The organism is Roseateles sp. P5_E8 (assembly GCF_054177665.1).
On sequence record NZ_JBGCUM010000002.1, the window covers coordinates 45,773 to 59,118 of the forward strand.

At 70.3% G+C, this 13,346-nt stretch carries 11 protein-coding genes; 9 read left to right on the forward strand and 2 right to left on the reverse strand.

What is annotated here, in order from left to right; translation table 11 throughout:
* Positions 1 to 53 precede the first annotated feature (53 nt).
* Together ACXRVZ_RS01500 and ACXRVZ_RS01505 are read left to right on the forward strand one after the other, a co-directional pair.
* Positions 54 to 1,073, forward strand: a complete 1,020-nt coding sequence (locus ACXRVZ_RS01500; protein ID WP_457418859.1) for a L,D-transpeptidase family protein — start codon at positions 54 to 56, stop codon at positions 1,071 to 1,073.
* A 26-nt stretch (positions 1,074 to 1,099) separates the two neighbouring features.
* Entirely contained in the window at positions 1,100 to 1,792 is a 693-nt protein-coding gene (locus ACXRVZ_RS01505; protein WP_457418861.1) for a M23 family metallopeptidase, read from the forward strand.
* 36 nt (positions 1,793 to 1,828) lie between these two features.
* On the opposite strand, the gene ACXRVZ_RS01510 is transcribed toward ACXRVZ_RS01505, so the two are convergent.
* Complete coding sequence (locus tag ACXRVZ_RS01510) at positions 1,829 to 2,443, reverse strand: OmpA family protein (RefSeq protein WP_457418863.1); 615 nt, start codon at positions 2,441 to 2,443, stop codon at positions 1,829 to 1,831.
* Positions 2,444 to 2,717: 274 nt separating this feature from the next.
* Between ACXRVZ_RS01510 and ACXRVZ_RS01515 the strand changes: the two genes are divergently transcribed.
* Positions 2,718 to 4,058 (forward strand): sigma-54-dependent transcriptional regulator, encoded by a 1,341-nt coding sequence (locus ACXRVZ_RS01515; RefSeq protein WP_457418865.1) that lies wholly within the window; start codon positions 2,718 to 2,720, stop codon positions 4,056 to 4,058.
* Between the two features lie 73 nt (positions 4,059 to 4,131).
* A complete protein-coding gene (locus ACXRVZ_RS01520) occupies positions 4,132 to 5,475 on the forward strand; it encodes a sensor histidine kinase (RefSeq protein ID WP_457418867.1) in 1,344 nt (447 codons plus the stop codon).
* On the opposite strand, the gene ACXRVZ_RS01525 is transcribed toward ACXRVZ_RS01520, so the two are convergent.
* A complete protein-coding gene (locus tag ACXRVZ_RS01525) occupies positions 5,438 to 6,406 on the reverse strand; it encodes an AEC family transporter (protein ID WP_457418869.1) in 969 nt (322 codons plus the stop codon). The genes ACXRVZ_RS01520 and ACXRVZ_RS01525 overlap by 38 nt on opposite strands.
* Before the next feature lie 108 nt (positions 6,407 to 6,514).
* Between ACXRVZ_RS01525 and ACXRVZ_RS01530 the strand changes: the two genes are divergently transcribed.
* The 5 genes from ACXRVZ_RS01530 to ACXRVZ_RS01550 all read left to right on the forward strand — a co-directional run bounded on the left by ACXRVZ_RS01530 (position 6,515) and on the right by ACXRVZ_RS01550 (position 13,309).
* Entirely contained in the window at positions 6,515 to 7,453 is a 939-nt protein-coding gene (locus ACXRVZ_RS01530; RefSeq protein WP_457418871.1) for a hypothetical protein, read from the forward strand.
* A 79-nt stretch (positions 7,454 to 7,532) separates the two neighbouring features.
* Complete coding sequence (locus tag ACXRVZ_RS01535; RefSeq protein WP_457418873.1) at positions 7,533 to 8,159, forward strand: PEP-CTERM sorting domain-containing protein; 627 nt, start codon at positions 7,533 to 7,535, stop codon at positions 8,157 to 8,159.
* The gene (locus ACXRVZ_RS01540; RefSeq protein ID WP_458232154.1) at positions 8,159 to 10,756 is read left to right on the forward strand and encodes a hypothetical protein; all 2,598 of its coding nucleotides are present in this window, start codon (positions 8,159 to 8,161) and stop codon (positions 10,754 to 10,756) included. The genes ACXRVZ_RS01535 and ACXRVZ_RS01540 overlap by 1 nt, the downstream gene beginning before the upstream one ends.
* A 10-nt stretch (positions 10,757 to 10,766) precedes the next feature.
* On the forward strand, positions 10,767 to 12,827 hold the full coding sequence (locus tag ACXRVZ_RS01545; RefSeq protein WP_457418877.1) for an ATP-dependent helicase: 2,061 nt from the start codon (positions 10,767 to 10,769) through the stop codon (positions 12,825 to 12,827).
* 110 nt (positions 12,828 to 12,937) lie between these two features.
* A complete protein-coding gene (locus ACXRVZ_RS01550) occupies positions 12,938 to 13,309 on the forward strand; it encodes a hypothetical protein (RefSeq protein ID WP_457418879.1) in 372 nt (123 codons plus the stop codon).
* Positions 13,310 to 13,346: the final 37 nt, after the last annotated feature.

Consider the following 13,346-nt stretch of genomic DNA (forward strand, 5'->3'; position numbering starts at 1 on the left):
GCACTGTGACCTCGGGTACGGTGCGGCAGATCAATCCGCCTCGTGAGTTCGCCATGCCAGTCTTGTCGCCCTCAGCGCTGAAAGCCGCCGCCGCGCTGCTGTGCGGCGCCTGCATCGCCCTGCCCGGTGTCGCCGCCACTCACGCCGACCGCACGGCCTCGCCTACGACGCTGGAGGCGCTCAACGCCGCGTCGCTGCTGCCCGGCCACGGTCACGCGGTGGGCGCCCACGCCATCGCCCGCGCCCAGGTGCTTCTGGATCGGGCGTGGTTCTCGCCGGGGGAGATTGATGGCCACCAGGGTCGCAACCTGCAACGCGCGCTGACCGCGTTCCAACGAGCCAGCGGCCTGAAAGCCACCGGCCGCCTCGACGTGGCCACCGCGAAGGCGCTGGAGCAGGGCGATACGGGCGATGCGTTCACGACCTACACCATCACCGACAAGGACGTGGCCGGCCCCTACACACGCACACCCGCCGACATGGCCGACCGCGCCACGCTGAAGTCGCTCGACTACGAAACCATCGGCGAGGCACTGGCGGAGCGTTTCCATCTCAGCGAGTCCATGCTCGCCTCCCTCAATCGTCACCGGGCCAAGGACTTCAAGGCAGGCGACAAGTTGATCGTGCCCGACGTCACCGCGCGTCCGCCGGCAGAAGGCGCGGCGCGCAGGATCGAGGTCGAGAAGCGGGCCAAGACCTTGTGGGTACTGGGCGCGGATCGCAAGGTGCTGGGGGCGTTCCCGATCAGCATTGGCGGGCCGCAAGACCCGTTGCCGCTGGGCGTGCTGAAGATCGTCAGCGAGGTGCCGAACCCGACCTTCACATACAACCCGGCGCTGCTGAAGCACGCACCCAAGAACGCGCAGAAGGCCGAGGTCGCGCCCGGCCCCAACAACCCCGTCGGCAACACGTGGCTGGGGCTGAGCAAACCGCACTGGGGCATCCACGGCACGCCCAACCCCGCGCAGTTGGGCCGCGAAGAAACCAACGGCTGCATCCACATGACGAACTGGGACGCGCAGCGCCTGGCCAAGCTCGTGAAACCGGGCTTCGAGGTCGACATTCGGCCGTAAGTGCAGCGGTACGCAGGCTGCGCCTCATGGCTCTCCCATCGCCCCGCCACATCGCGCGCCACGCGCCGATGGCCTTGTTGCTGGCCTGCGCCAGCGCCTGCAGCGACCACCGCGCGCCGGCGCCGCCGCCAGGCCAAGCTCAGGTGACCGCGCCGGCGGTGCGTGCCGAGGTACCTGCGGCGCCTTCGTCCCGCCCTGCAACGGCGGCCACACCCTCGTCGGGCCCGGTGGACGTCGCCGTCACGCCTGCCGACATCGCCGACCTGCAGGCCCGCCAGTTGTCCATTCCGCTACCCGGCGTGTTGGCAGCCACGCTGACGGACACCTTCGGCGACGGCCGCACGAAAGGTGCCCATGAGGCGCTGGATATCCCGGCCCCGATGCGCACGCCGGTGCTGGCGGTGGAAGACGGCGTCGTGGCCAAGCTGTTCACCAGCCAGCGCGGCGGCCTCACGGTTTACCAGTTCGACCCCGCGTCGCGCTACGCCTACTACTACGCCCACCTCGACAGCTACGCGCCGGGCCTGGTGGAAGGCCAAGCGCTGCGCCGTTGCCAGTTGATCGGCTATGTGGGCGTGACCGGCAATTCGCCGTCCGGCGCACCGCACCTGCATCTGGCGATCTTCAAGCTCGAGCCGCAGCCGCATTGGTGGCGCGGCACGCCGGTGAATCCCTACAACGTGCTGCGCGATTCGCGACCCTGCTCTCCGGGTGGCTGAGGACAGCTGGTGAGAGCTGAGAGGCTCCCGTCCAGCTCAGCGCATCACGATCAGCTGAACACGCCGGTTCGTGCTGCGGCCTTCGCGGGTGTTGTTGTCGGCCAGGGGCGCTGATTCGCCGTAGCTGATCGTTGCCATGCGCGCCAGCGGCAGGCCGGCGCGGGCCAGGTGCGCGCGCACGGCTTCGGCCCGCTTGAGGCCCAGTTGCTCGTTGCCCGTGTCGCTGCCGGTCGCGTCGGTGTGGCCCTGGATTTCGACAAACACCGGCTGGTTGTCGGCCTTGAGCTTGGCGACGAGTTGGTCAAGTTCCTGGCCGGCCTGCGGGGTGAGCTGGGCGCGGCCCGAGGTGAACTTGATCTTGTCATCGGTCAGCACGGTGCTCATCAGCAGGCCGGGCGGCTTGGGCAGGTTGTTGAAGGCCTGGGTTCGCGCCGCAGCCTCCTGCTGCAGCAGGGTCATCATGCGCGACTCGCTGCTCTGCAGCCGGCCATCCAGGGCCTTGAGGCCGTCGTCATGTGCCTGCACGCGGGTGCCGAGGCCGTCCACGCTGGTCTGCACCGGAGCGACGGTCTCTTTGACGAATTCCTTGGTGGCGCAAGCGCTCAGCAACAGGACGCTGCTGGCGACGATCAGGGGCGAAAGTCTCGACATCGGTGGTCTCGTGGAGGTGGAATGAGGCGCGACTCTAGGCAGTCCTTCACGGATAAACGTACCGAGCTGTGAGCAATCCTTGCGCCGTTAACCGGGACAAACAAAGCCTTACCGTTATGCGCTACACGGGCACCGATCGGTCAACGCCCCGTCCAGGCTGCGCCTGAGTGACGCCACGCCCACCCCGCTATCCTCGCCTCCGGCCACGCGCGGCGTCGGTCTTCCGCATCCGCCGCGAAACTCCCGGTCGAATCTGGCTGGAGCCCAAGTAAGCATGCGACGAGTCTTGATCATTGACGACCACCCCGGCGTGGGCCAGGCACTGGAGTTATTGCTGTCCCTGCACGACATCGAAGCCAGCGTCGCGGCCAGCCCCGAGGCGGGCCTGGCGCTGCTGGAGACGCGGCCGTTCGGGCTGGTCATCCAGGACATGAACTTCACGGCCGACACGACCTCGGGCGAGGAAGGCGAGGCCCTCTTCCGCGCCATCCGCGCCAAGCGACCGGACCTGCCCATCATCCTGCTCACCGCCTGGACGCGGCTGGACGCAGCCGTGGCGCTGGTGAAGGCCGGCGCGGCGGACTACCTGGCCAAGCCCTGGGACGACGCCAAGCTCGTCGCAACGGTGGAGAACCTGCTGGAGCTGGGCGAGGCCAACCGCGAGATTGCGCAGTTGCGTGAGGCGCGGCGAGAGCGGCGTGCGGCGCTGGCGCGGCGCTACGACCTGGCCGGGGTCGTGTTCGGCTCGGACGCGACGGCCAACCTGCTGGAGCTGGCCGGCCAGATCGCCGCCGCACCCGTGCCCGTGCTCATCACCGGGCCCAATGGCGCGGGCAAGGAGCGCATCGCCGCCTTCGTGCACGCCAACTCTTCGGCCAGGGACGGCGCCTTCGTCGCGCTGAACTGCGGCGCGCTGCCGGCTGATCTGATCGAGGCCGAGCTGTTCGGCAGCGACAGCGGCGCCTACACCGGCGCGGCCAAGGCGCGCGTGGGCCGCTTCGAGGCGGCGGACGGCGGCACGCTGTTCCTGGACGAGATCGGCAACCTGCCGCTGGCCGGCCAGGTCAAGCTTCTGCGCGTGCTGGAGACTGGCCAGTTCGAGCGCCTGGGTAGCAGCAAGACGCGCCAGACCCGCGTGCGCGTGCTGAGCGCGACCAACGCGGACTTGCGCGCCATGGTCAAGACCGGCGCCTTCCGCGAGGACTTGTTCTACCGCCTCAACCTCATCGAGCTGAAGCTGCCGCCGCTGGCCGAGCGGCGTGATGACGTGCTGCCACTGGCCGAGCACTTCCTGGCCGGCCGCGCGCGGCTGGGTGAGGCGGCGCGCGAGGCGCTGCTGGCCCACCGCTGGCCGGGCAATGTGCGCGAGCTGAAGAACGCCGTCGAGCGCGCGGCGCTGCTGTGCCAGGGCGGTGAAATCACCGCGGCGCTGCTCGGGCTGGAGGAGGCCGCCAGCAACGGCGGCGCCTACCGCAACCTCGACGAACCCAGCCGCGAGGCCGTCGTCGCAGCGCTGGACGCGGCGGGCGGCATCGTCAGCCGCGCGGCGACGCAGCTTGGCCTGTCGCGCCAGGCGCTGTACCGGCGACTGGAGCGTTACGGGATCGCGCCGTGAGCGCTGCGCCGGGCCGCCCCAAGCAAGCTCGCTCCCGCTTGGCGGGACAGGCCGCAGGCCGAAGGGTGCGTCAATGACTCTGTCGCTCAGAACCCGCGCTCTGCTCGCACTCGCGGTGGCTGCCGTCGTGCCGCCGCTGGTCATCCTCGGCGTGCGTCGCGCCGGGCTGGAATCTGGCACGGCGCTCATCGTCGCCATCCTGGTGATGCTGCCACTGCTCGCCTGGCTGGCGACCGTCTGGCTGGCGCCGCTGCTGCGACTCACGCGCGCGCTGGAGGGCGCCGTGCTGAGCTACCGCGACGGCGACTTCAGCTTGAACCTGGCGCCCGACGGCCCGCGCGAGCTGCGGGCGCTGACCCGCCTGCACGCCGACATGGGCCTGGCCCTGCGCGAGCAGCGCCAGCATCTGGCCCAGCGCGAGCTGCTGCTGGACACCGTGGTGCAGAACACGCCCGTGGCGCTGGTGCTGACCGGGCCGGGCGGCCGCATCGCCATTGCGAACCTGGCCGCGCGCCAGCTGCTGAGCGACGGCCGCAGCCTGGTCGGCCTGGACTTTGGCGCCGTCATCGCGGCCCTGCCCGAAGCCTTGCGCGACGCGCTGGCCAGCGACGCAGACCAGCTCTTTGCCGTGACCCTGGCCGATGGCGTGGAAGAAACTTTCCACCACAGCACCCGCGCCTTCCGCCTGCAGGGCCAGCCGCATCGCCTCAGGCTGCTGCGGCGCATGACGAGGGAACTTTCGCGCGCCGAGGTGGCGACATGGAAGCGCGTCATCCGCGTGCTCAGCCACGAGCTGAACAACTCGCTGGCGCCCATCTCGTCGCTGGCCCACAGCGGCGCCGAGCTGGCCCGGCGCGGCAACACCGAGCGGCTGCCGCAGGTGCTGGCCAGCATCGGCGAGCGGGCGGCGCATCTGCATGGCTTCCTGAGCGGCTACGCGAGCTTTGCCAAGCTGCCCACGCCACGGCGCGAGGCGGTGGAGTGGGCGCCCTTCCTGAACCGGCTGGCCACGCTGGGCGAGTTCAACCTCGACGGCGACGTGCCCGCCGAGCCGGGCTGGTTCGACGCGGCGCAGGTGGAGCAGGCGCTGCTGAACCTGATCAAGAACGCGCACGAGTCGGGCAGCGACCCGGACGAGATCGCGCTGCGGCTGACGTTGGTGGGCGGCGAGCTGCGCATCGAGGTGCTGGACCGTGGGCCCGGCATGAGCGAGGCGGTGCTGGCCCAGGCGCTGCTGCCGTTCTACTCGACCAAGCGCTCCGAGCCCGGCTCGCAGGGCGGCACCGGCCTGGGCCTGGCACTGGCCCGCGAGATCGCCGAGGCGCATGACGGCCGCGTGGCGCTGAGCAACCGCGACGGCGGCGGGCTACGCGTGATGATCAGCTTGCCGAGATCAACACAGCCGCCAGCCCGCTGAACGTCAGGAAGGCCATCGCGGTCGACGCCAGGATGATGCGGGCGATGCGGCCGTTGTCGGCACCATAGCGCTCGGCCAGCAGCGACACATTGCTGGCACTGGGCAGCGCGGCGGCCAGCGTCAGCGCGATGAGCTGCCCCTGCGACAGCGGCGCGCCAAGCCAGCGCGCGGCGGCGGCGAGCGCGAACACCAGCGCCGGATGAAGCAGCAGCTTGATCGCCGCGACCGGCAGGTAAAGAGACACCGGCGTGACCCGCCCGGCCGCCCGGTTGGCGCGGCCCGAGCGGCTCAGCACGGCGCCGATGGTGAACAGCGCCACCGGCGAGGCGGCGTCGGCCAGCATGGCAACCGTCTTGTCCAGCGGACCCGGCAGTTGCACGCCGAGCGCACCCACGGTGGCGCCGATGGCGATGGCCCAGGGCAGCGGGTTGGACAGGGCCGCCTTCAAGGCCTGCTTGAGCGCGGCCCGCTCGGCGCGCAGGTTGGTGCCGGCCTGAGCCAACGCGATGCAGACCGAGCTGGTCACGAACAGGTCCGCCAGGATGGTGCTGATGACCACGCCGCCCGAGGCGCTGCCCAGCAGCGCGACGATGAGTGGCACGCCCATGAAGCCGGTGTTCGGGAAGGCGGCCACCAGCGCGCCCAGGGCCGCGTCCTTCATGCCCACGCGCGGCGACAGCGTCACGGCCACCGTGAAGAAGACGATCAGCAACGCCGAGGCCAGGTAGACACCCAGCAACGCCGGGTTCAGCAGCTGCAGCACCGGCGTGTCGCGCCCGAAGCGGAACAGCAGGCAGGGCAACGCAAAGAACAGCACGAAGCCGTTCAGGCCGGGAATGGCGCTGTCGGGCAGCGGCCCGCGCTCGGCGGCCAGCCAGCCGCACAGCACCAGGGCGAAGAAGGGGAAGGTGGTGGCGAGTACCGCGAGCATCGGGCGGGGAGTATCTACGCCGTGAGCGAATGCGCGTCACGCACCACTTTGTGACAGCGTGGGATGGCAGCCCCCTACGGGTCCCCCCTAATATGCGGCGCCATGCGCATGCCCAACCTCTCCCTGCCACCGCCAGCCGCCGCCGCCCCGCTGGACGAAGGCCAGGCGCTGGGCGTGTGGCGGCTGGAGAAGCCGCTGCCCGACGGCGAGCAGGCCCATGCGGGCCAGTGGTACGGCGCCCACCACGCCATGGCCACCACGCAAAAGGCGGCCGTCCTCGTGCTGGACCGCAGCGACCTGGGCGCCGGCGTCATGCTGCGCTATGCCGACCAGGCCGGCGACCTGGCCCGGCTGCAGCACCCCCACATCGCCGTGCCCAGCGACAGCGGCGTGACGCCCGACGCCCACCCTTATCTCATCCTGGAGGGCGAGCACGGCGAACCGCTGCTGCCCCAGCTGCAGGCTTTAAGCCTGCGCCAGCGCATCGAGCTGCTGGTGCAGCTCTGCGAGGCGCTGCGCTCGGCTCACCAGCAGGGCTGGCTGCTGTCCGAGCTGGACCCGGCCATGATCTGGCTCGGCACCGACGGCGACGTTCGCCTGATGGGCCTGGGCCTGGCCCGCATCCCCGACCCCACCGACCCCTTCGACCGCGGCCTTAGCCTGGGCGCCTCACCGGCCTTCATCGCGCCCGAGCGCCGCAGCGGCGAGCCGCCCAGCCTGGCCAGCGAGGTCTACGGCCTGGGCGCACTGGCCCGCGTGCTGATCTGCGGCTGGGAAGACACCGCCAGGGGGCCGGCCCCGCTGCGCGGCAGCGTGGCCGACCAGTGGCCCAACATGCGCGAGGAACAGCAGATCAAGCTCGACGCGCTGCTGCGCTCGGCGATGGCCGAGTCGCCCGAGCTGCGCACGCGCGGCGCCGAGCAAGTGGCTGACGAACTGCGCGAATGGCTGGGCCTGGGCCCGCAGCGCAGCGCCTCCGCCCCGGCCGACGGGGATCGCAGCAAGCCACCGGCCTGGTGGAAGCGCTGGCTGCGGCCGGCGCAGTAGGGGCGTCTAGCGCGGGGTTCTCGGGATGCGCCGGCAGCGGCGCTGCGCAACAATGCGCGCCCCACCTGTGGAGGTTCCCATGGCCCGTCGTGCGCTGCTGATTGCGTCCCTGATCTCGTCGCTGATCGCCATTCCCCTGGCCGCGACGGCCGCCGGCTTCGATGCGGGCGACGAAGGCTGGACGACGCCCGTGGCGCCGCTGGGCGGCACCCAGACCTGGGTGGCCAGCGGTGGCAACGGCGGCGGCTGGCTGCAGGTGTCGGACATCGACGGCAACACCGACATCCTGATCAGCGCGCCCTCGGCCTGGCTGGGCAACTGGTCGGCCTACCTGGGCGGCACGCTGTCCTTCGACGCGAAGAACGTCAACGGCATCTCCAGCGACTGGGCGGGCTTCGGCGAGATCACCATCAGCGGCCCGGGAGGCAGCGTGCAGCTCGACATAGTGCCTGCCGGCCTGCCATCGACCGATGGCCAATGGCAGCACTACAGCGTGACGCTGGCACCCGCCGCCGGCTGGAGCCCCTCGCTGGCCAGCGTGCTCGCCAACGTGACCAGCCTGACCATCAACGGTGAATTCCATGCCGGGCCGGGCGAGGTGGTCGGCTTCGACAACATCCAGGTCACCGCCGTGCCCGAACCGGCCAGCGCGGCCCTGCTGCTGGCGGGCGTCGGCCTGCTGGCCTGTTTGCGTCGCAAGCGCTGATGGCTGCCGTCGGCGCCGTGCCTGCGGCCGGCCTGATGGGGCTGGGTGAGATGCAGCTCAGGCTGCCGGCCACCAAGACGCAATGGCTGGCCCTGGTGGCTGGCCTGGCCCTGGGCTTTCTCGGCGCCGAACTGGCCTGGCACCACCCGCTGTCCGGCCCGCTGGCTTGTGCCGTCTGGGGCGCTGCGGTGCTGCTGGCGGCGGTGTTCTGGGTCAAGACGCCGGTGCTGCTGTTCGCGCCGCTGCCGCTGATCGGCCTGGCGCCCTGGAGCGGCTGGATCACCTTCGAGGAGATGGACCTCCTCGTCACGGCCTGCGGTTGCGGGGGTTATCTCGCTTATGCGCTACAGCTGAACGCCCGCGACCGCGCGCCGGCCTGGCGCCACGCCCTCGTCTACTCGCCCGCCGTGCGGGTGCTGATCCTGGTGCTGGCGTTGTCGACGCTGTGGAGCGTGAAACGCGGCTTTGCCGATGCGGGCGGCTTCAGCTTCGGCTGGTTCCACGGCTACCACGAGGCCATGAACTCGGTGCGCAACGCCAAGGCCTTGTTCCTGGTGCTGGCCCTGCTGCCGCTGTGGACGGCCGCCGCCGCCGCGCGCCCGCGTGGCTTCTCGCGCGGCCTGCTGCTGGGCCTGGTCGTCGCTCTGGCCGCCGGCAGCGCCGCAGCGCTGTGGGAGCGGCTGGCCTACACCGGCCTGCTGGACTTCTCCACCGACTACCGCACCACCGCGCTGTTCTGGGAAATGCATGTCGGCGGCGCCACGCTGGACGGTTTCCTCGTGCTGASCCTGCCGTTCGCGCTGCTGGCCCTGCTGCGCACGCGCTCGCCGTGGCAGTTCGGCGTCGGCCTGGTCATCGCGCTGCTGGCGGCCTATGCCTGCCTCACCACCTTCTCGCGCGGCGTCTACCTGGCGCTGCCGCTGGCGCTCGTCCCGATGGTGCTGCTGGCCGACGCCCAGYGCCGCCGTGCGGCCTCGTCGGGCCCGGAGAGCAGCCACATCGACAGCACCTTGGGCCCCGTGGACGAACCCTTGCCGCGCCTGGCCAAGCTGGGTGCGCTGGCCATGGCGGGCGCCTTCGCGCTGGCGGCGGCGCTGGTCTTCGGCGGCGGCGGCTACCGCGGGCTGCTGGCGCTGTTCTTCGTCATGCTCATCCTGCTGACCATGCCGGCCAGCCTGTGGCGGCCGAGCCTGGGCCAGCGGCTGACCGCCGTCATCATGGGCGGGCTGCTGGCGCTGCTGCTGGGCGGCGCGAGCTGGGCGCTGTCCATGGCGGTGCCCAAGGCGGCCTATGTGCTCAACGTCGTCGCGCTGCTGTGCTGCGCGGCCCTGCGCTGGCGCGACGTGCCCGGCCAGACGCGGCCGCTCTATGTGCTGCTGGTGACGACCTGCTGGTTCTGGCTGCTGTCCACGATGGTCATCGTGGCCGACTACTGGGGCGGCACCGACGGGCGCTGGACGGCCCTGGCCGCCGGCCTGGCCCTGGGCGGCGTCTGGGCTGCCATGCTGCTGGAGCCGCGCCTGTGGCCACTGCAGGGCGCGGGCAACACGGGTGCTGCCGGCTGGCGCAAGCGCGCACTGCTGGTGGCCGGGCTGCTGCTGGTCATGTCCATCGTCGCGGCCCTGGGCGGCGGCGCCTATCTGCGCGACCGCGTCGCCACCTGGAAGGAAGACGGCCAGACCCGCCTGAGCCACTGGCGCGACGGCGTACGCCTGCTGCATGGTGGCCGGCAATGGCTGCTGGGCAAGGGCAGCGGCCGCTTCGTCAGCAGCAATCTCTATGAAGGGCCGCCCGAATCCCAGATCGGCGACTACCGGCTGCGCACCGACGAGGCCGAGGCCTTCCTCGCGCTGACCGGCGGCAAGCACATGCTGGGGCGCGGCGAGCAGTTCCGCCTCAGCCAGCGCATCGTCACGCCGGCGCCCGGGCCGGTCACGGTCACGCTGGTCAGCCGCACCGTCGGCGCAGCCAATCTCGTGATGCAGATCTGCGAGAAAAACCTCATCTACCCGGACAACTGCACCAGCGTCGAGCCTGCGCTCAAGCCGGTGCTGGCCGAGGGCGCGCCAGAAGGCACCTTCGCCTGGCAAACCAGCCAGATCAAGCTCGGCAGCGTGCCGGCGCTGGGGGGCGACTGGTGGGCGCCGCGCTTCGTGACCTTCTCGATGGCGCTGAACACGCAGGGCGCGCGCGTCGACATCGCCCGCATCGCCATGCAGGACTCGCAAGGCCGCCAGCTCCTCATCAACGGCGACTTCAACCGCGAGATGGCGCACTGGTTCTCCTCCAGCGACCGCTACCACCTGCCCTGGCACATCAAGAACGCAGCCCTGCATGTGCTGTTCGAGCAAGGCCTGCTGGGCCTGGTGCTCGCGGGCTCGGCCTATGTGCTGGCGCTGGTGCGCCTGAGCTTTGGCCGCGGCCGCGACCACCCGCTGGCGCCGGCCATCGTCGCCGCGCTGATCGGCTTCGGCGCCGTCGGCGCCTTCGACAGCCTGCTGGACGCGCCGCGCATCGGCTTCATCTTCTTCACGCTGCTGTTGCTGGGGCTGGGGCTGAGGGCTTTGCCTGGAGAGGGCGTGGCCCGGGTGGCATGATCCGCCCCCCATGTCGTCCGCCCAACCATCTGCTGGACTCAACCCGGCCCAGCTCGAAGCCGTCTATCACCTGAGCGGGCCCTGCCTCGTCATTGCCGGCGCGGGCTCGGGCAAGACGCGGGTCATCACGACCAAAATCGCGCAGTTGCTGGTGTCGGGCTACCGGGCCAGCCAGATCGCCGCCATCACGTTCACCAACAAGGCCGCGCAGGAAATGCGCGAGCGCGCCAAGGCGCTGGTGGGCAACAAGGCGGCCAAGGACCTGGCGATCTCGACTTTCCACTCCCTGGGCGTGCGCCTGCTGCGCGAGGAAGGCACGCGCGTCGGCCTGAAGGAGCAGTTCTCCATCCTCGACAGCGACGACGTGCTCAACGTGCTGAAGGATGCCGGCGGCACGACCGACATGAACCAGGCGCGGCGCTGGCAGTGGACAATTTCCCTCTGGAAGAACCAGGGGCTGGACGCCGCCCAGGCCGCCCAGGTGGCCAAGGACGATGACGAGCGCGCGACCGCCGCCGTCATGGTGCGCTACCAGGAGCGCCTGGCCGCCTATCAGGCCGTGGACTTCGACGACCTCATCACCCTGCCCTTGAAGCTGCTGACGACCCACGCCGAGGCGCGCGCAAAGTGGCAGGACAAGCTGCGCTACGTGCTGGTGGACGAGTACCAGGACACCAACGCCGTGCAGTACGAACTGCTGAAGGCGCTGGTGGGCGAGCGCGGCATGTTCACGGCCGTGGGCGACGACGACCAGTCCATCTACGGCTGGCGCGGCGCCACCATCGAGAACCTGAAGCGCCTGCCGGTCGACTACCCCAACCTCAAGGTCATCCCGCTGGAGCAGAACTACCGGTCGACGGGTTCCATCCTGCGCGCGGCCAACAACGTCATCGCCGGCAACCCCAAGATCTTCGAGAAGAAGCTGTGGAGCGAGTTCGGCGACGGCGAGCCGGTGGTGCTGCTGGAGGCCGACGGCGAGGAGCACGAAGCCGAACGGGCCGTCGCGCGCATCCAGCAGCTGCGTGGCGACGGCATGGGGCCGCAGTTCCGCGACTTCGCCATCCTTTACCGCGCCAATCACCAGGCGCGCATCTTCGAGCAGGCGCTGCGCCGCGCGCAGATCCCCTACAAGGTGTCGGGCGGCCAGAGCTTCTTCGACAAGGCCGAGATCAAGGACTTGTGCGCCTGGCTGCGCCTGCTGGTGAACCAGGACGACGACCCCGCCTTCCTGCGCGCGGTGACGACGCCCAAGCGCGGCATCGGCCACCAGACGCTGGGCGCCCTGGGCACCTTCTCGGCACAGTGGAAGTGCAGCATGTTCGAGGCCCTCTTCTCCGAGAGCCTGGCCACCGCGCTGACCAAGCGCGCGCTAGACGGCCTGCACGAGTTCGGCCGCGCCGTGAACGAGCTGCAATACAAGGCCAAGCACACCGAGGGCCACACCGCCGCCCACGCGATGCTGACGGAATGGCTCAAGGACATCGCCTACGAAGCCCACCTGCTCGACAACGAGGAGAACGAGAAGGTTGCCCAGGCGCGCTGGGGCAATGTGCTGGACTTCGTCGACTGGGTCGCCAAACGCTGCGGCGGCCAGCAGAGCGAAGAAGGCGGCGTCAGCTTCACCGAGCCCAAGCAGAGCGTGCTGGACGTGGCCCAGACCATTTCCGTCATCCTGTCGCTGGCCGAGCGCGGCGACGAGCAGGACCAGGTCACGCTGACGACGCTGCACGCCTCCAAGGGCCTGGAGTGGCCGCATGTCGTGCTGGCCGGCGTCAACGAGGGCCTGCTGCCCTTCAAGCGCGAGGAAGCCGAGCTGACGGTGGAGGCGCTGCAGGAGGAAAGGCGGCTGATGTACGTCGGCATCACCCGCGCGCGCACGACTCTGGCCGTCTCCACGCTGCGCCGGCGCAAGAAAGGCCGCGACACCGTTGTGGGCATTCCCAGCCGATTCCTGGCCGAGATGAAGCTGCACGAAGGCAGCACGCGGGAGGACCCGCGCGAGAAACTAAAACGGATGCGCGCCGAATTGGCCGCCAAGGCGGCGGCGCGTCAAGACACCGCAACAGATTGAGTCGCCCATTCGCGGGGGGTCCCCTCAAGCTCGTGAAGTGTTCACACCCTCGCCACGCTAGGCTGCGAACAATGCGCTCCAGCACTTCTTCTCACGGTGAGCCCCGCATCATGAAAGTCCTGATCATTGCTGCTGTCCTCGTTGCCCTGAGCTCCGCCTCCCCGGCCGGCGCTCCGCAAGACCCACGCCTGCACAGCGCATCCAACCAGGCCGCGACCACCGTCATCGCCGACGCCGGCCGCATCGGCTCGGCCAGCCTCACGGCGCTGAACGGCGGCAGCCACTGGGAACCGGCACAAGTGCAGGCCGACAGCGAATTCGGCGCCGCAGCGCCCCAGGTCGACATCGGCATGCTGCTCGGCGCGCTGGTCGGGCTGGGCATTGCGCTGTACCGCCCGCTGGGCCGTGCGCTGCGCCGCCAGGAACAGCAGCGCCGCGCCACCGCGCTCGCCAGCACGCTGGACCACGCACCGCGCGCCTGAACCCCACCTCTTTCCTGCCTCTGAACGGCCCTTCGCG

Excerpts from the sequence above, each read along its gene's own strand:
- ACXRVZ_RS01500 (WP_457418859.1), top strand. The coding sequence starts at position 54 with ATGCCAGTCTTGTCGCCCTCAGCGCTGAAAGCCGCCGCCGCGCTGCTG.
- ACXRVZ_RS01505 (WP_457418861.1), top strand. The coding sequence starts at position 1,100 with ATGGCTCTCCCATCGCCCCGCCACATCGCGCGCCACGCGCCGATGGCC.
- ACXRVZ_RS01510 (WP_457418863.1), bottom strand. The coding sequence starts at position 2,443 with ATGTCGAGACTTTCGCCCCTGATCGTCGCCAGCAGCGTCCTGTTGCTG.
- ACXRVZ_RS01515 (WP_457418865.1), top strand. The coding sequence starts at position 2,718 with ATGCGACGAGTCTTGATCATTGACGACCACCCCGGCGTGGGCCAGGCA.
- ACXRVZ_RS01520 (WP_457418867.1), top strand. The coding sequence starts at position 4,132 with ATGACTCTGTCGCTCAGAACCCGCGCTCTGCTCGCACTCGCGGTGGCT.
- ACXRVZ_RS01525 (WP_457418869.1), bottom strand. The coding sequence starts at position 6,406 with ATGCTCGCGGTACTCGCCACCACCTTCCCCTTCTTCGCCCTGGTGCTG.
- ACXRVZ_RS01530 (WP_457418871.1), top strand. The coding sequence starts at position 6,515 with ATGCCCAACCTCTCCCTGCCACCGCCAGCCGCCGCCGCCCCGCTGGAC.
- ACXRVZ_RS01535 (WP_457418873.1), top strand. The coding sequence starts at position 7,533 with ATGGCCCGTCGTGCGCTGCTGATTGCGTCCCTGATCTCGTCGCTGATC.
- ACXRVZ_RS01545 (WP_457418877.1), top strand. The coding sequence starts at position 10,767 with ATGTCGTCCGCCCAACCATCTGCTGGACTCAACCCGGCCCAGCTCGAA.
- ACXRVZ_RS01550 (WP_457418879.1), top strand. The coding sequence starts at position 12,938 with ATGAAAGTCCTGATCATTGCTGCTGTCCTCGTTGCCCTGAGCTCCGCC.